The following is a 16,889-nucleotide window of genomic DNA, read 5'->3' as shown; positions in this document are numbered from 1 at the left end:
CGCGGGCCGGCGGGACGTGGGACACCCGCCCTCACGCGGGCCGGTCGAGGGCCCTTTCGTGCAGCCGCAGCGAGTCCCCGGCGAGATCGCCGAGCGCGGTGACGACGGAGTCGAAGCGCATCGTCGTGCGGGATTCTTTCTCGTACGGGTTCCACGTCGGCATGCCCGGATGGTTCGGGTCGCCGGTGCGGGCGAAGGCGATCCAGGCCTCGTGCATCGTGTGCGCGAGCCCGTCCCGTACGGCGGGGTTCAGCCCGGCCGTCAGGGGCGCGTGGGCCCACTGGTCGAAGTTGGCGAAGGCGAAGGGCAGTTCGAGGCAGTGCGCGGCGCCGAGCCGTCCGTCGTAGGCGGCCGCGGGGAGGTCGAACTGGTAGGCCCACACCGGGCTGCCCGACGCGGCCCGGGCCTCGGCCAGTCGAAGCGCGGGGACGCGGAAGAGCTCGTCCGTGATGAGGTCCATCAGGACGTCGGCCGGCCGTGCGCCCGGCCGGGCGCGCTCGTACGCCGCGTACACGCCGGGGGCGGCCTCGGGGCCGAAGGTGTCCGCGATCCGGGCGGTCACCTGGTCCCGGTCGGCCGCGGCGTACACCTCGTTGAGGGCGAACCCGAAGTTGGCCTCCTCCCGGGTCCAGCCGATCATCACCTCGATGCCGGCCGTGGCCCCGTGCAGCAGGGCCTCGGCCGGGTGTCGGCGGAGGCTGACGCCGTCGACCACGGGCAGGAACGGCGTGGGCCAGTAACCCCAGCGCGTCGTCCGCGCGAAGAGACCGCCGACGGCGCCGATCAACTCGGGCCAGGGGACTGCTCGCGCCTCGGCCGGGGTTCTGGCCCCGGTGGGCTCCAGGTACGCGGCGGTGCGTTCCAGGGCGGCGCCGGGCTCCGGGAGGTCCAGCCCGAAGGGCGGGCTCATCAGGATGACCCGCTTGATCAGGCCCTGGGTTTCGGGGAGTCCGGCGAGGGCGGCGGTGGACACCGCGCCGCCCGACTGTCCGGCGACGGTGATCGTGTCCGGGTCGCCGCCGAAGGCGGCGATGTTGTCGTGCACCCAGCGCAGGGCGGCGAGCTGGTCGGTCAGCCAGTGGTTGGCGCCGGAGCCCGCCGCGTCGTCCTCGGGGTCGTAGTAGAGGTAACCCAGGGGCCCGATACGGTAGTTGATGCTGACGACGACCAAATCGCCGTCGCGGGAGAAGGGCGCGCCCGAGTAGTTCGGCAGGGAACCGGAGCCGGACACGAAGCCGCCTCCGTGGATCCAGACGAGGACCGGCCGCCGGGCGTTGTCGGCCGCGGGCGTCCAGACGTCGAGGGTCAGGCAGTCCTCGTCGAAGGGCGGCTCGCCGTGCCCGCCGAGGACCGGGTCGCCGCCCTCCATGTACATCTGCGGTGCGCTGGGGCCGTCGGCGGTCGCGTCCCGCGTGCCGCTCCAGCCGGGGTGCGGCCGCGCGGGACGCCAGCGCAGTTCGCCGACCGGAGGCGCGGCGTAGGGCACGGCCCGGAAGACGGCGAGCCCGTCCTCGAACGCGCCGTGCAACCGGCCCGCCGGCGGGTGCGCCACGGGCTGACCGGGTCTTGGGGTGGGTGCCATGAGTCGATCCTTCCTGGGCCGCGCGCCGAACGCGCGCCGACCTTTCGAGAGTATGGCGTGAATTCGGCGACCGTCAATCTTGCTCGATATCCTGAGCGTGCGGCGCGCCGTACCGGCCGGGAAGGCCGTCAGAGCCAGAGGGTGTCGGCAGCCATCCGTTCCGCCTCCTTCTCCAGCAGGGGCGCGAAGGCCCGCCACAGGAGCAGGCAGGCCCCCGCGGCGGCCATGGCGCCGGCGAAGGTGTCGCTCAGCCACTGGGCGTGCTGCCAGGTGCGGCTCCACATCATGGCGCCGGTGTACCCCGCGCCGACGAGCCACCACCAGCGCCGGCCGCCCGGCGGGAACAGCACCACCGCGGCCGCGATCACCAGGGCCACCGCGCTGAAGACCTGGCCGGAGGGGTACGAGCCGTCGTTGACGAGGACCCAGGTGTGCGGTGGCCGCGGCCGGTCGGCCAACTGCTTGAGGGGCAGCACGACGAGCACGTTGGCCAGGACGGCGGTGGTGAAGACGAAGAGCGCCGAGCGCCAGCGCCCGTACATGCACAGGCAGCCCATCAGCATCAGCGGCACGATCGTGCCCAGGGGGCCGCCGAGGCGGTCGAGCACGGTGGCGAACCCTGTGGCCGAGTCGGCGGGCGAGCCGTTGAGCGAAGCGGCCCAGGCGTCGTCGAGGCCCTGGAAGAAGGGCCGTTCGTTCACCCGCAGGAGCAGGCCGAGCAGCACGGACAGCAGCGTCAGTGCCGCCCCCCAGGCGAGGGCGTGGCGGGGCGGGGCCGCGGGCACCGGGCGCCGGGGCGGCCGGGCGGGGAACTGTGGCGACGAGGGGGCGGGGACGGGAGCGGGAGCGGGGAGTCGAGGCATGGCAGGACCTTTCGCGGTCGCCTCCCGGGCGGTGGGGCGTGCGGGGGCGGTGTGCGGGCACGGGGCGCGGAAATGCGCGGAGGGTCGGAGCGGGCCGGAGTGGGCCGGAGTGGGCCGGCATGGCCGGAGCGAGCCGGAGCGGGCCGGGCGTGTGAGGCGGGGGAGCCCGTAGGGGATGTGAGGGGGAACCGCAGAGGTGGGAGGGTCGCACGGGTGGGAGAGCCGCAGGGGTGGGCGGGCCGCACGGGTGGGAGGGCCGCAGAGGTGGGGGGCCGCACGGGTGCGAGAGCCGCAGGGGTGGGTGGGCTCTTCGGGGGCGCGGGGCGTGGGGCGCGGACGTGCGTGGAGGGGGGCCGGGGCGAGCCGGGGTGACGGGGAGCCGGCAGGGGTGGGTGGGGTCTTCCGGTGCGCCGCGGAGGAGCCGTCGCGGTGCGGCACGGAGTATTGCGGAAGCGTGACCGTCGCCACAAGAGCAAGAGGCTTTTAGGACGGTGCAGGCCTGTCCTGTGGCCGCATCCAGGTGGTTACACGTGATCGAGCTGCCGTTCGTCCCTCGGTCACGATCTGGGCGGAGACCTGCCCCAACCCTTGGCGAGACCCGGGAACGGGTGCTACACAGTGTCCAGGCACCGCGAGTGACACGTGTAACAACATAGGTCGTCCGCACTGCACCGGCCTTCCCCTGCTCCCCCCGGAATCCCCGCATCCACCGCGGGCCCTGCCCTGAGCAACCGCACCGCAGGCCCCGCACCGACGCACCGAACCGAGCAACCGCACCGAGAACCCGCACCGCGTCATCCGCGTCGCGCTCGGCGCGGCACTTCCGGCGACGCCCCGTGCACGACAGCACCCTCGGCGTCTCCGTCCCCCGCGCACCGCACCCCGGCGGTCCCCCACGCCACCTCCCCGCTCCGTCCCCCGAGGAGTCGTCATGGCCACGAACGAGATCACCGACCCGCCCGCCCTGGCGGACCCCCAACCTGCCCGCGGACGCGGGCTCCTGTTCCTCCTGCTGGTCGCGAACTCCGCGATGATGGCCGTCTACATGGGTGTCGGCTCCGTCCTGCTGCCCACCCAGATCGCCGCGATCGCCGGCGACGACAAAGTCGCCGTCCTGGGCCTCATCGGCGGCATCAGCGCGATCTTCGCGACCGCCTTCAACCCGATAGCCGGCGCCCTGTCCGACCGCAGCGGACGCCGCAACCCCTGGGTGCTCGGCGGCGCCCTCGCCTCGCTCGGCGGCCTCGCGCTCCTCGGCAGCGTCAGTACCGCCCTGCTCGTCGGGATCGGCTGGTGCCTGGTCCAGGCGACCATGAACGTCTACCAGGCCGCCGTCACGGCGATCGTGCCCGACCGGGTCCCCGCCGCCCGGCGCGGCACCGCGTCCGCGCTGGTGGGACTGGGCCTGCCCATCGGCGGCACGGTCGGCGTACTGATCGCCTCCCAGACCGCGGACCACCTGCGCACCGGCTACCTCGTCTTCGGCGCGGTCCTCGCCGGGGCCGCGCTGCTGCTCACCACCTTCTGCCGGGACGTACCGCGCTCCGAGCCCGCCCCGGGCACGTCCGCCCCGGACGCGCCCGCCGCCCCCAAGGGGGCCCAGGTCAAGGCCTTCCTCTCGGCGCTCGGCAACCACGACTTCCGGTGGGCCTTCATCGGGAGGGCGCTGATGGTCCTCGGCTACTTCTCGGTCGTCGGCTACCAGCTCTACATCCTGGACGACCACATCGCGCTCCCCGAGGGGCTGACCCCGCCCGCCGCGATGGCGGTGCTCACCCCCGTCTCGATGGTCGCGATGGCCGTCTCCACGGTTCTCGGCGGACTGCTGTCCGACCGCTGGAACCGGCGCAAGGTGTTCGTCGGCGTCTCGGCGGCCCTCGCCGGGCTGGTCATGGTGGTTCCCGTGGTCAGCCCGACCTGGACGGGCATGCTCGTCTTCAGCGCGCTCAACGGCCTCGCCTTCGGGTGTTTCATGGCCGTCGACACCGCGCTCGTGACCCTGGTGCTGCCCCGGGCCGAGGACGCCGCCCGCGACATGGGCGTCCTGAACATCGCGAACGCCGGGCCGCAGATCATCGCCCCGTTCGTCGCCTCCGCCGTCGTCACCGCCCTGGGGGGATACACCCCGCTGTTCCTGGTCGGCGGCGCCCTCTCGCTGATCGGCGCCCTGGCGATCCTCCCGATCCGCAGCGTGCGCTGACCCGCAGTCGGCGCACCGTCGCCGGGCCGCCCCCTGCCAGCCCCGGGCGGCGGCCCCCACCGCACTCCGGCGGGCCCGTGCCGAGGGTCGCGCGCCCGCCGGTAACCACCCTCACCTGCCCTCATCCCGTCCCGACCCCACTCCCTTTCCGAAGGAGCGTTCTGTGCGACGCAAGCGAGTTATGCCGTTGGCCGCCCTGCTGCTGTGCGCGCCCGCCCTCGCCGGTACGGTGCCCGCCGCCGCGGCGGCCGAGCCGCACGCCGGGCCGGCGCCCGCACCGGTGCCCGCGGGCCCGCTGCGGATCCTGCTCACCAACGACGACGGCTACAACGCGCCCGGCATCCGTATCGCCTTCGAGCGGCTGACCGCCGCCGGACACGACGTCACCATCGTCGCCCCGCTCACCAACCAGAGCGGCACCGGTACGAAGATGATGAGCGCCCCCTCGGTGACGGTCCGCCACCCCGAGCCGAAGGTGTGGGCCGTCGACGGAACGCCCGGTGACTCGGTGGCCTTCGGGCTCTCCGAGGTGTTCGAGGGCCGCGCCCCCGACCTGGTGGTGTCGGGGACCAACTTCGGACCGAACGTGGCCGGCCTCGCCACTCACTCCGGAACGGTCGGCGGCGCCGTCACCGCCCTGGAGGCCGGTGTACCCGCCATCGCCCTGAGCACCGGCGGCGTCACGGCTCCGGATCCCGTGACCACGGTCAACGCCATGGGGCCGACTCTCGACTTCGCCGTCAAGCTGATCGACCGGCTGCGCACCCGGGCGAGGTCCGGGCCCCTGCTGCCCGAGGGTGTCGGACTGAACGTCAACCACCCGGTCGTCGGAGCCGACGGCAAGGGCGCGCCGGCGGGGGTGGCCACCACCTTCCAGGACGCGCAGGTACTGCTGAAGGCCGACTTCACCGACGCCGGCGACGGCACCTGGAAGGTCGGTGTGAAGGTCGACCTGCGGACACCGGCCCGGGGCAGCGACGTGGAGGCCGTGAGCGCCGGGAAGATCGCCGTCAGCCCGATGAACGCCGACTGGAACACGGGACCGGCGGACCACGCCGTCACCGCCGCCCTCATCGCCGGGCTGCGCCCGTAAGCCCTGCGCACTTCCGCTTGCGGGGCGGGGCGCGCGGCGCCGCGCCCCGCCCCCGGATCGCCTTCAACCCAGGAGTAAGGATGCAACGGCAGCGGCTCTCGAGCCTGATCGCCCGGTTTTCCACGGCAAGGGCCTTACTCGGTACGGCACTCGCTCTGACCGTCCTGGCCGCCACGGTGCTCCCGGCGGCAGCCGCTCCCGCGGGCGGGACCCCCGGCCCGGCCGGTTCGCCCCGCCCCGTGGTCTCCGTCGCGCAGGGCGCGCTGCGGGGCCGTGTCCACGACGGGGCGCAGGAGTTCCTCGGCGTCCCCTACGCGGCGGCGCCGATCGGGGAGGACCGGTTGCGCGCTCCCCGGGAGCCGCGGCGTTGGAACGGCGTGCGCGAGGCCGCCGAACAGGGTCCCGCCTGCCTCCAGTTCTCGCCGTTCGGGCTGCGGGACCCCCTGGCCGTCAGCGAGGACTGCCTCTACCTCGACGTGTACCGGTCGCGGGGCGCCCGTGCGGGGGCCCGGCTGCCGGTGATCCTCTGGATGCACGGGGGCGCTTACAGCCAGGGCACCGGTACCCAGTTCGGCGGGCGCACGATGGCGGAGCTGACCGGCAGCATCGTGATCAGCATCAACTACCGGCTCGGTCAGCTGGGTTATCTGGGCCTTCCCGAACTGGGCCGCGAGAACGCGCTGCGCTCCGGATCCTTCGGCCTGATGGACCAGATCCGGGCATTGCGCTGGACGCGGGAGAACATCGCTGCCTTCGGCGGGGATCCGGGCAACGTCACGGTGTCCGGCCAGTCGGCGGGCAGCGGTTCGGTGTGCGGGCTGCTGGCCGCCCCGTCCGCGGCGGGCCTGTTCCACCGGGCCGTGCTGCAGAGCGGGCCGTGCACGCTGCTGCGTACTCCGGACGCCGCACGCGCCGAGTCCGAGGCGCGGGCCTTCGCGGCGAGCGCGGGCTGCGCCGATCCGGCCGCGCTCGCGGTCTGCCTGCGGGCCGCCTCGGGGCCGGCGCTGGTGCAGGCGGCCCGTACGCACCCGACCTCGGGCCCGGCGTCGGGCGACGGGCTGCTCCCGGTGGATCCTGCGGCCGCGATCTCGGCGGGGAACTGGAACAAGGTCCCGGTCCTGATCGGGAGCACCCGCTCCGAGGCGCGCTTCTTCGTCGCGCTGACCCAGCCGGGCCTGACCGCCGAGCAGTACGCGGAGCAGGTCCTGTCGGGCTACGGCGCGGCCGGCCCGGAGGTCCTCCTGCGCTACCCGGTCTCCGCGCACGGGTCCCCGTACCTGGCGCTGTCGGCCCTCATGACGGATTCGGGCTTCGCCTGCCAGACCGCTTGGACGGGGCAGCTGTTCGCCCGGCAGGTTCCCACCTTCGCCTACGAGTTCGACGACCCGGACTCGCCCACCCTGGCGGGCGCACAGGTCCCGGGCCTCGACGAGTCGAACGCGCACAGCGCCGAACTGGCCTATCTGCACGACTTCACGATGGGCGAGCGGCCCCTGACCCCCGTCCAGGTCGCGCTGGCGACGCGGATGAAGCGCTACTGGGGTTCCTTCGCGCGCTACGGGACTCCCGCGGCGGGCGGCCAGACCCGGTGGCCGGCGACCGGCCCGGGCGGAGCGGTACTCGAACTCAGCCCCACGGGGGACCGGCTCGACCAGGAGTTCGCGGCGGAGCACCAGTGCGGGTTCTGGCGGACCCAGCCGGCCCGGCCCCTCTGACGGGCGAGGAGACCCGGTGATCCGAACCGGGGTGATCCGGGCTCCCGCCAAGGCGGGAGCCCCGGCGCTCATCCTTCGGTGATCACCGAAATGGCGGCGGCCCGGGGGGTGCCGCCACGCCGCCGGGTGCCCCGCGGACCACGGTCCACCGGGCATCCGGCGGTTCACCACGCCCGCGCCGCGGGGGCGGGGCGCGGGAGGCCGGTCCGGTCCGGCTACCGCACGCCCGCGGAGGCACGGGCCGGCGGCGCGGAGCCCGCGGCCGCCGTCGCCCGCGCCGCGGAACCGAGCTGCGCCTCCATGTCGTCGAGCGCTCCGCGCACCGCCGCGATCCGCAGGAGGAGTTCGTCGGCGGCGTCCGCGGCGGCTTCCACCCCCTGCTCCGCGCGCAGGTTCTGCTCCTCCATCTCCCTTGCTTCCTCCAAAGCGTTGAGTACGACCCCGATCAGTACGTTGACCAGGACGAACGAGGCCAGGAGCACGTAGGAGGCGTAGAAGAGGATGCTGAAGGGGGACACGGCGAGCCCGGCGTGGACGGCGTCCCCGAGTCCTTCCAGCGTGATCAAGAGGAAGAGCGTCAGGCCGGCCCGGCCGATCGAGCCGTAGTGCCCCGGGTCGTGGCCGGAGAAGCAGATCCACCCGATCATCGCGTACACGTAGAGGATCAGTGCGCCGACGAACAGGAAGCTGACGGTCCCGGGCAGGCTGCGGCCCACGGCCACAAGGAGGACCCGCAGCTGGGGCATGAACCGTGCGGTGCGCAGCACGCGCGCGAGGCGCAGCAGGCGCAGCAAGGTGGTGTTCTCCCGCAGGAACGGAATGAAGGCCGAGGAGACGACCAGCAGGTCGAAGATGTTCCACGGGTCCCGGAAGAAAGCTTTCGGCCGATCGGCGTAGGCGCCCAGGCGGATCAGCATCTCCAGGGTGAAGGCGATCACGCAGAAGCGCTCGGTCATCCCGAGGAGCCGGCCGTACTCGGTGCTCAGGCCGCTGTACGTCTCGACGCCCAGGAGTAGGGCGTTGAAGAGGATCACCGCGAAAACGGCGAGCGAGAAGGCGGGCGCCTCGCACACGTCACGGCAGTGCGCGGCCAGCCTTCCACGCCTGGTGTCCACCGCGGTCGGGTCGGTCATCGTGCTCCCTCGTACGGGCCGCCGGCCTCCCCGTTCCGCACGCGCCGGCGTGCGCCGCTACGGAAGACGAGGCTGCCGAGGCGGTGTTCATGTTCCGCGTCGTGTAACGCGGGGCGGCGCGTATCGAGACGCTTTGGAGCGCGACATCGCCCGATCGGGTAACGGCGCGCACCAGGTCATCGGGGGTGCGCGGCCGCGGTCGCGGAGGACCGGGCCGTGACGGGTCGCGACGCTGGTACGGCGCGGGCACGGGCCGGGACGACGAAATGCCCCCCGGGCGACCGAAGTCGCCCGGGGGGCACGGGGCCCGTCGGTCAGACCGCCGGAGCCGGGTAGGTCGGGTACTCCACCCCGGAGACGTACTGGACGACCCGGATCACCTGGCACGAGTAGCCGAACTCGTTGTCGTACCAGAGGTAGAGGATCGCGTTGTCCCCGTCGACCTTGGTCGCGCCGGCGTCGACGATCGAGGCGTGGCGCGAGCCGATGAAGTCGCTGGAGACCGCGTCGGGCGCGGTGGTGAAGTCGATCTGGCGCTTGAGCGGCGAGGTCAGCGACACGTCGCGGAGGTACTCGAGGACCTCGTCGCGGGTGGTCTCGCGGCCCAGGCGCAGGCTGAGGATCGCGATCGAGACGTCCGGCACCGGGACGCGGATCGAGCTGCCGCTGATCGGAGCCTTGAGGTCCGGAAGCGCCTTGGCGACGGCGGACGCGGCACCGGTCTCGGTCATGACCATGTTGAGCGGCGCGGAGCGGCCGCGCCGGTCGGCGCTGTGGTAGTTGTCCAGCAGGTTCTGGTCGTTGGTGAACGAGTGGACGGTCTCCACGTGGCCGCGCAGAACGCCGTACTCGTCCGCCATCGCCTTCAGCGGCGGGACGATCGCGTTGGTGGTGCAGGAGGCGCAGGACAGGATCTGCTCGTCCGGCTTGATCGTGTCGTGGTTGACGCCGTGCACGATGTTCGGGACGTCGCCCTTGCCGGGAGCCGTCAGGACGACCTTGTCGACACCGGGGCGCAGGTGCTTGGACAGACCCTCGCGGTCGCGCCACTTGCCGGTGTTGTCGATCAGGATGGCGTCCTTGATGCCGTACGCCGTGTAGTCGACCTCGGACGGGTCGTTGGCGTAGATCACCTTGATCGCGTTGCCGTTGGCGATGATCGTGCTGGTCGCCTCGTCCACGGTGATGGTGCCCTGGAACTGGCCGTGGATCGAGTCGCGGCGCAGCAGCGAGGCGCGCTTGACGATGTCCTGCTCGCCGCCCTGGCGGACGACGATGGCGCGCAGGCGCAGGCCGTTGCCGGAACCGGCCTTCTCGATGAGCAGGCGGGCGACGAGGCGGCCGATGCGGCCGAAGCCGTAGAGGACGACGTCGCGGCCCTCGCCGCGCTCGATCTTGTTGGCGCCCGTGGCGCCGGAGACGGCACCGGCGGTGAACTCCTCCACCGACAGACCGCGGTCGTCGGCGGCGTACGTCGCGGCGAGCATGCCGATGTCGATCTGGGAGGGACCGAGGTCGAGCGAGGTGAGGGCCTGCAGGAACGGCAGCGTCTCGGTGACCGAGAGCTCCTCACCGGCGATCTGACGGGCGAATCGGTGGGTCTTGAGGATGCTGACCACCGACTTGTTCACCAAGGAGCGGCTGTGGAGGAGGATCGTGACGTCCCGCTCCCTGTGCAGCTTCCCGATGATCGGGATCATCGACTCCGCGATCTTCTCGCGGTTCTTCCACTCGGTGAACGAGTCGTCATTGACAGTCACAGATTTGTCTTTCGAGCTAGGCGGCGCTCATATGCTAACCCGGGGTCGCGTTGACCCTTCAAGCACCCCCTGAGCAGGCCTCACCCCTCGGCACGCTGAGTGACCGGGGCGCTGCTCTCGTCGCCGAGGAACTCGTACCAGCGGCGCTGGAGGCACAGGTAGCGGGTGTCGGCCTCGGCCAGGGCCAGGAAGGAGTCGACCGTGTCGCCCAGCCGCTCGCGCAGGCCCGGCTCGGTCAGCTCGCCGTCCTCGCCGAAGGCGGCGTGCGCCATGGCGAGGCTGAACATGTCGGGGTAGACCCGGGCTCCCAGGTGTTCCAGCGGCACGCGCAGGGCCCACAGCCCGCGGTTCCCCCCGACCATCGACGGGGAGGCGGACACCAGCAGCGTCTGCTTGTCCTTGAAGGGCTGCGGCCGGAACCGCGAGACCCAGTCGATGGCGTTCTTCACCACGCCGGGCACCGATGCGTTGTACTCGGGCGAGGCGATGACGAGGGCCTGCGCGGCCAGCAGCCGTTCGCGCAGCGAGGCCGCCCCCTCCGGCGGGCCCTCCGCCGCCTCGGCGTCGCCGTCGTACGTGGGCATCGTGAAGTCCCCGATCCGGGCGAGGTCCACGACGGCTCCCGAGCGTTCCACCTGCCCGGCGACGAGGGCGGCGAGCCGGGTGTTCACGGAGCCCTCGCGGGAGGACCCCGACAGGACGAGGACCTGGAGCGCTCCCGGTCCGTTGGTGATGTTCAAGTTGTCCGGGTCGGCGGGCCCGGCCGGGTCGTTCGCGTCGTTCGCGTTGGTCGCATCGGTCACGAGCGGGACCGTACGGGACGGTGCGGGGCCCCGGCCGTCCGCCCGCGCCGGGGCGCACGGGCTGTCACCCGGACGGGGTCAGTTGGCGCCCCAGCCGCCGTCCAGGGGGAGGGAGGAGCCGGTGACGTAGCCCGTGTGCGGCCCGCACAGCCAGACGGCGGCCGCGGCGACCTCGTCGGGCTCGATGAGCCGCTTGATGGGCGAGCGGGTCAGCAGCACCTCGGAGAGGACGTCGCCCGCGGCGATCCCGTGCGCGGCGGCCTGGTCCAGGATCTGCCCCTCGACCAGCGGGGTGCGGACGTACCCCGGATTGATGCAGTTGCTGGTCACGCCGTAGGGAGCCCCCTCGATCGCGGCGACCTTGCTCAGCCCCTCCAGCCCGTGCTTGGCCGCCACGTAAGCCGATTTGTACGCGCTGGCGCGCAGCCCGTGGACGCTGGAGATGTTGACCACCCGGCCCCAGCCGGCGGCGTACATGTGCGGCAGGACGTGGCGCAGCAGGAGGAAGGGCGCGGTGACCATCACCTGCTGGATCAGGGCGAAGCGCTCCGGCGGGAACTCGGTGATGGGGGCCACGTGCTGGAGTCCGGCGCTGTTGACCAGGATGTCGACGGCTCCGGGCAGCTCTTCGATGGCGGTGGGATCGGCCAGGTCGGCGACGTGGGCGTGCCCGCCGACGAGTCCGGCGACGGCCTTGGCCGCCGCCGCGTCGATGTCGACCACGTGCACGGTGGCCCCGGCCTCGGCCAGGGCCACGGCGCACGCCCGGCCGATGCCGCTGCCGCCGCCCGTCACCAGGGCGACGCGCTCCCGAAGCGGCGCGGGGGAAGGAAGTTCGCTCGTCATGGCTCGAAGCGTAGGGAGGGGCCGGGGCGGCGCCCACGGTGTCGCGCTCCATACTCGCCGCCGCGGGTATGGAGGCGAGCACCATGCGGCCGCACGGGGGCCACGGTCGCCCGGAGCCGTCAGGCGTCGAGCGGACAGCTGGTCAGCAACGTCGCCGGGTCGGCCGCGGGATCCCGGGGGACGGTGTGGCCGAGCGGTGGCCGCACACCGCGGCCGATCCAGTCCTCCAGCGCGGTGAACGCGGCGCGGTGGCAGGGCGTGAGGGGGCGCAGCCGGTCGGGGAAGGCGTCGACGAGCGAGTCCACGTGGGTGCCGCCCTCGACGCGGTAGTAGCGCAGCAGTGCGCCCCGGCCGGAGCGCCGCACCATGTCGGCGTAGACGTCGGAGTCCTGGCTGATGGGGAGCAGGACGTCGAGGGTGCCGTGCAGGGTGATCAGGGGTTTGCCGATGCGGCCGGTGAGCGCGGTCCTCGCGACGGCGCGGCGGACTTCGGCGGGCCGCTGCGCGTAGGCGTAGTCCGCGTCGCAGGCGGGAGCGCCCGGCGTACAGAAGGGGGTACCGGCCTCGACGGGACCGTCGAAGCCCGGATCGAACTCCTCGCGGTAGATCCGCTGGGTGAGGTCCCAGTAGTAGGCGTGGTGGAAGGGCCACAGGAACTCCGACCCGGCCGGATAGCCGGCGGCGAGCAGCTGCGCGTGGGCCTGCTCCGCGTCCGGGCCGCCGGCCGCGTAGCGGGGGTAGGCGGCCAGCGCGGGCGGCAGGAAGGTGAGCAGGTTCGGGCCGTCGGCCCGCCACAGGGTGCCCTCCCAGTCGACCCCGCCGTCGTACAGCTCCGGGTGGTTCTCCAGCTGCCAGCGCACCAGGTAGCCGCCGTTGGACATGCCGGTGGCGAGCGTGCGGGACGGCGCCCGGTGGTAGCGCTGCGCGACGACCGCGCGGGCGGCGCGGGTGAGCTGGGTGACCCGGGTGTTCCACTCGGCGACGGCGTCGCCGGGCGCCTGCCCGTCCCGGTGGAAGGCGGTCCCGGTGTTGCCCTTGTCCGTTGCGGCGAACGCGTAGCCGCGCGAGAGCACCCAGTCGCCGATGGCCCGGTCGTTGGCGTACTGCTCGCGCACGCCGGGGGATCCGGCGACGACGAGACCGCCGTTCCAGTGGTCGGGCAGCCGGATCACGAACTGCGCGTCGTGGTTCCAGCCGTGGTTGGAGTTGCCGGGGGCGCCGGCGGCCGGGGTGTCGGGGAAGTAGCCGTCGATCTGGATGCCCGGCACCCCGGTGGGGACGGCGAGGTCCTTGGGGGTGAGGCCGGCCCAGTCGGCGGGGTCCGTGTGGCCCGAGGCGACCGTCCCGGCGGTCGTCAGCTCCTGCAGGCAGTCGGCCCGCTGGAGTTCGGCCCCCGGTACGCGCAGGTGGGCGCGACGGGCGCAGTGCGCGTCGGCCGCGGCGGCGCCGGCCGGGGGCGCGGTGGCGGTGAGCAGGGCCGATACGACGGCTGCGGCGGCGACGGCGCAGGTGGCGGCTTTGGCGCGGGTGGTCGCGGAACGGGTGGCCGGTGGCATCGAGGAGCCTCCAGAGAACGGCGGGACGGGGGACTGGCCGGAGGCTACGGGCGCCCGCCCCGGCGCCGACACGGCTGCGCCCGCCATGTTCGCGGCCGCCCCGGTGGGGGCGGCCGCCATGGCGGGCGCGCGAAGGAGGAGCGGGCCGGTCCCTACGGGCAGCCGGCGTCGGCGATGACGAAGTAGCCCGCCGGCGCCTCCTTCAGCGTGTGCGTGACGAAGACGTTGTAGAGGCCCATGTCCTGCTGCGAGCCCTTGGCGCGGACACGGCTGCCGTCGGTCGTGGCCCGTCCCGCGAGCACCTGCTGGTAGTTGTTCGCCGTCCAGCACACCGCGGCCGCACCGGTCGTGCTCACCGAGACCGCGCCGGAGCGGGCGCCCGCCGTGCCCGCGCCGTCGCGGGCCGCCACGGTGTAGGTGTGGCGCGTCCCGGGAGCGAGCCCGGCGTCCCTGTACGCGGGCGCGGCGGGCGTGGCCACCTGGGTCCCGTCCCGGTACAGCACGTAGTCGGCGGCGCCCGCCACCGCCGTCCAGGACAGGGTGACGCTCGTGTCGTCGGCGCCGGTCGCGATGAGGCCGGCGGGAGCCGGCAGGGTCCCGGGGCCCGGCCCGGGACCGGCCGCGTCGAGGCCGAAGAACCGCGTGATCCAGTCACTGGAGCAGATCGAGGCGATGAAGTTGGCGGTCCCGGTACGGCCGCACTGGCCGGGACCGGTCCCGGGGTCGACCGGGGTGCCGTGGCCGATGCCCGGAACCCGGTTCACCTCGACGGCCACCGTGCCGTCCCCGGAGAGGTACTCCTCGTGGCGGGTGGCGTCCGGACCGATGGAGGTCGTGCGGTCCGGGACCGTGGTCAGGCCGTGCAGCGCGGTCCACTGGTCGCGCAGCTCGTCGGCGTTGCGCGGCACCACCTTCGGGTCCTGGTCGCCGTGCCAGACGGCCAGCCGCGGCCAGGGGCCGGTCCACGACGGGTACGCGTCGCGCACGCGCTGCGCCCACACCGCCGGGCTCCGGTCCACGCCCGGGCTCATACAGGCGAGGGCGCCGGTGTCCCTGGTGCAGTCGTAGGGGAGTCCGGCGATCACGGCCCCCGCCGCGAACACGTCCGGGTAGGCCGCCAGCATCACCGAGGTCATGGCGCCGCCGGCCGACAGGCCGGTGACGAACGTGCGGGCGGGGTCGGCGCCGTAGGCAGAAGCCGCGTGGACGGCCATCTGCCGGATCGAGGCGGCCTCGCCCTGGCCGCGCCGGTTGTCCGTCGACTGGAACCAGTTGAAGCACTGGCTGATGTTGTTCGCCGACGTCGTCTCCGCGAACACCAGCAGGAATCCCCGCCGGTCGGCGAGCTCCGTCAGCCCCGAGTTGTCGGCGTAGACCCGGGCGCTCTGGGTGCATCCGTGCAGCGCGACCACCACGGGCGGCCGGGCCGGGAGCGCCGCGGGCCGGTACACGTACATGTTCAGCGCGCCGGGATTGGCCCCGAAGTCGCCGACGCGCTCCAGGGAGACGGCGGCCCCGGCGGGTGAGGCGGGCCCGGCCAGGACCCCGCCGACGGCCAGGAGTACGAGCGCGAGCAGCCGTACGAGGGCCCGGCGCGGGCGCGCGGGTCGGCGGCGGGATTCACGCGGCACGGCGGCCGGGGCTTCGGACGGTCTGCGGTGCGATGACATGGCGGCTCCACGGGGTGACGGCCACCGCGGGCCGGCGGCTCCACGGTGGCCGTCACCGTAGGAGGGCCGCCACCAGCGGGGACATGGCGCGGACCGACACAATCGAGCCGTCCGTTGGCGGATCGGCCAGGGTTGCGCGGAGGTCCCCGGGTTGCTAACCGGAAACCGTCGCGCCCGGCCCGGCACCCGGCGCCACGCCCGGTCCCACGCTCAGTCCCCGCCCCGGACCGGAGGACACGCTCAGCTCGGCACCCGTCGCCGCGCGGACCTCGTCCACCGAGACACCCGGGGCGAGTTCGCGGAGCACGAAGCCCTCCGGGGCGATGTCGAGGACCGCGAGGTCGGTGATCACCCGCTGGACGACGGCCCGGCCGGTCAGCGGCAGCGAGCACCGTTCCACGAGCTTGGGCGTGCCGTCCTTCGCCGTGTGCTCCATGAGCACGATCACCCTGCGGGCGCCGTGCACCAGATCCATCGCGCCCCCCATCCCCTTGACCATCTTTCCCGGGATCATCCAGTTGGCGAGGTCGCCCGAGGCGGACACCTGCATCGCGCCCAGCACGGCGGCGTCGATGTGCCCGCCGCGGATCATGCCGAAGGACAGCGCGGAGTCGAAGAACGACGCCCCCGCCCGGACCGTGACCGTCTCCTTGCCCGCGTTGATCAGGTCCGGGTCGACCTCGGAGGCCACCGGGTACGGGCCCACCCCGAGGATCCCGTTCTCCGACTGGAGCACCACCTCGACCCCCGGCGGAAGGTGGTTGGGGATCAGGGTCGGCAACCCGATCCCCAGGTTCACGTACGTACCGTCCGCCAGCTCGCGGGCGGCGCGGGCCGCCATCTGCTCACGCGTCAGAGCCATGTCACACGCCGCCTTGCTGCTCGGGGAGGAGGGGACGGACGGTGCGGCGCTCGACGCGCCGCTCCGCCGCGGGGTCACCGGGGTGCACGCGGACCACGCGCTGGACGAAGACGCCCGGCAGGTGCACGGAGTCCGGATCGAGCTCTCCCGGCTCGACCAGCTCCTCCACCTCGGCGATGGTGATCCTGCCCGCCATCGCCGCCAGCGGATTGAAGTTGCGCGCCGAGGAGTGGAAGACGAGGTTGCCGTGCCGGTCCCCGGCCGCCGCCCGCACCAGGGCGAAGTCGGTGGTGATGCCCTCCTCCAGCAGGTACTCCCGGCCCGCCCAGCTGCGCAGCTCCTTGGGCGGCGAGGCCACGGCGATTCCCCCGTCGGCCCGGTAGCGCCACGGCAGGCCGCCCTGCGCGACCTGCGTACCGGCCCCGGCCGGCGTGTAGAACGCCGGGATGCCCGCGCCGCCCGCCCGCAGCCGTTCCGCGAGCGTGCCCTGCGCGACCAGCTCGACCTCCAGCTCGCCGCTCAGGTACTGCCGCGCGAACTCCTTGTTCTCGCCCACGTACGAGCTGGTCATCCGGGCGATCCTGCCCTCGCGCAGCAGCAGCCCGAGCCCCCAGTCGTCCACCCCGCAGTTGTTGGAGACCACCTCCAACGCGACCGCCTCCGCCCGCTCCAGCAGCGCGCCGATCAGCACGCCGGGAACCCCGCACAGCCCGAAGCCGCCCACCGCGAGCGAGGCCCCGGCGGAAATGTCCGCCACCGCCCCGGCCGCGGTCGCGACCTCCTTGTCCAGTCCCATCACATGCTCC

At 73.4% G+C, this 16,889-nt stretch carries 13 protein-coding genes; 3 read left to right on the top strand and 10 right to left on the bottom strand.

Going from position 1 to position 16,889, the window contains the following annotated elements; genetic code table 11:
- Positions 1–31: 31 nt before the first annotated feature.
- A complete protein-coding gene (locus ACFWBY_RS15550; protein WP_385331520.1) occupies positions 32–1,582 on the bottom strand; it encodes a carboxylesterase/lipase family protein in 1,551 nt (516 codons plus the stop codon).
- 128 nt (positions 1,583–1,710) lie between these two features.
- A complete protein-coding gene (locus ACFWBY_RS15545; protein WP_385331522.1) occupies positions 1,711–2,445 on the bottom strand; it encodes a phosphatase PAP2 family protein in 735 nt (244 codons plus the stop codon).
- 931 nt (positions 2,446–3,376) lie between these two features.
- Between ACFWBY_RS15545 and ACFWBY_RS15540 the strand changes: the two genes are divergently transcribed.
- The 3 genes from ACFWBY_RS15540 (at position 3,377) to ACFWBY_RS15530 (ending at position 7,453) form a co-directional block, all read left to right on the top strand.
- Complete coding sequence (locus ACFWBY_RS15540; RefSeq protein WP_385331524.1) at positions 3,377–4,645, top strand: MFS transporter; 1,269 nt, start codon at positions 3,377–3,379, stop codon at positions 4,643–4,645.
- Between the two features lie 163 nt (positions 4,646–4,808).
- Positions 4,809–5,738, top strand: a complete 930-nt coding sequence (gene surE / locus ACFWBY_RS15535; protein ID WP_385331526.1) for a 5'/3'-nucleotidase SurE — start codon at positions 4,809–4,811, stop codon at positions 5,736–5,738.
- 80 nt (positions 5,739–5,818) lie between these two features.
- Positions 5,819–7,453: a carboxylesterase/lipase family protein gene (locus ACFWBY_RS15530; protein WP_385331529.1), complete on the top strand. Its 1,635-nt coding sequence runs from the start codon at positions 5,819–5,821 to the stop codon at positions 7,451–7,453.
- Positions 7,454–7,668: 215 nt separating this feature from the next.
- Here the strand turns inward: ACFWBY_RS15530 and ACFWBY_RS15525 are convergent, their stop codons facing one another.
- The 8 genes from ACFWBY_RS15525 to ACFWBY_RS15490 all read right to left on the bottom strand — a co-directional run bounded on the left by ACFWBY_RS15525 (position 7,669) and on the right by ACFWBY_RS15490 (position 16,879).
- A complete protein-coding gene (locus tag ACFWBY_RS15525) occupies positions 7,669–8,586 on the bottom strand; it encodes an ion transporter (protein ID WP_385331531.1) in 918 nt (305 codons plus the stop codon).
- A gap of 314 nt (positions 8,587–8,900) precedes the next feature.
- The gene (locus ACFWBY_RS15520) at positions 8,901–10,346 is read right to left on the bottom strand and encodes a glyceraldehyde-3-phosphate dehydrogenase (RefSeq protein WP_385331533.1); all 1,446 of its coding nucleotides are present in this window, start codon (positions 10,344–10,346) and stop codon (positions 8,901–8,903) included.
- An 80-nt stretch (positions 10,347–10,426) separates the two neighbouring features.
- Positions 10,427–11,149: an NADPH-dependent FMN reductase gene (locus ACFWBY_RS15515; RefSeq protein WP_385331535.1), complete on the bottom strand. Its 723-nt coding sequence runs from the start codon at positions 11,147–11,149 to the stop codon at positions 10,427–10,429.
- A 78-nt stretch (positions 11,150–11,227) separates the two neighbouring features.
- Positions 11,228–11,995, bottom strand: coding sequence for a 3-hydroxybutyrate dehydrogenase (locus tag ACFWBY_RS15510; protein ID WP_385331537.1), 768 nt, complete (start codon positions 11,993–11,995; stop codon positions 11,228–11,230).
- Between the two features lie 119 nt (positions 11,996–12,114).
- Positions 12,115–13,551 (bottom strand): tannase/feruloyl esterase family alpha/beta hydrolase, encoded by a 1,437-nt coding sequence (locus ACFWBY_RS15505; protein ID WP_385331540.1) that lies wholly within the window; start codon positions 13,549–13,551, stop codon positions 12,115–12,117.
- A gap of 152 nt (positions 13,552–13,703) precedes the next feature.
- Complete coding sequence (locus ACFWBY_RS15500; RefSeq protein WP_385331543.1) at positions 13,704–15,221, bottom strand: PHB depolymerase family esterase; 1,518 nt, start codon at positions 15,219–15,221, stop codon at positions 13,704–13,706.
- Positions 15,222–15,375: 154 nt separating this feature from the next.
- Positions 15,376–16,083, bottom strand: coding sequence for a CoA transferase subunit B (locus ACFWBY_RS15495; protein ID WP_385331546.1), 708 nt, complete (start codon positions 16,081–16,083; stop codon positions 15,376–15,378).
- 1 nt (position 16,084) lies between these two features.
- A complete protein-coding gene (locus ACFWBY_RS15490) occupies positions 16,085–16,879 on the bottom strand; it encodes a CoA transferase subunit A (RefSeq protein ID WP_385331549.1) in 795 nt (264 codons plus the stop codon).
- Between the last annotated feature and the right edge of the window lie 10 nt (positions 16,880–16,889).

The organism is Streptomyces sp. NPDC060049 (assembly GCF_042736715.1).
Lineage (GTDB): Bacteria > Actinomycetota > Actinomycetes > Streptomycetales > Streptomycetaceae > Streptomyces.
This window is presented reverse-complemented; position numbering and strand designations above follow the sequence as displayed.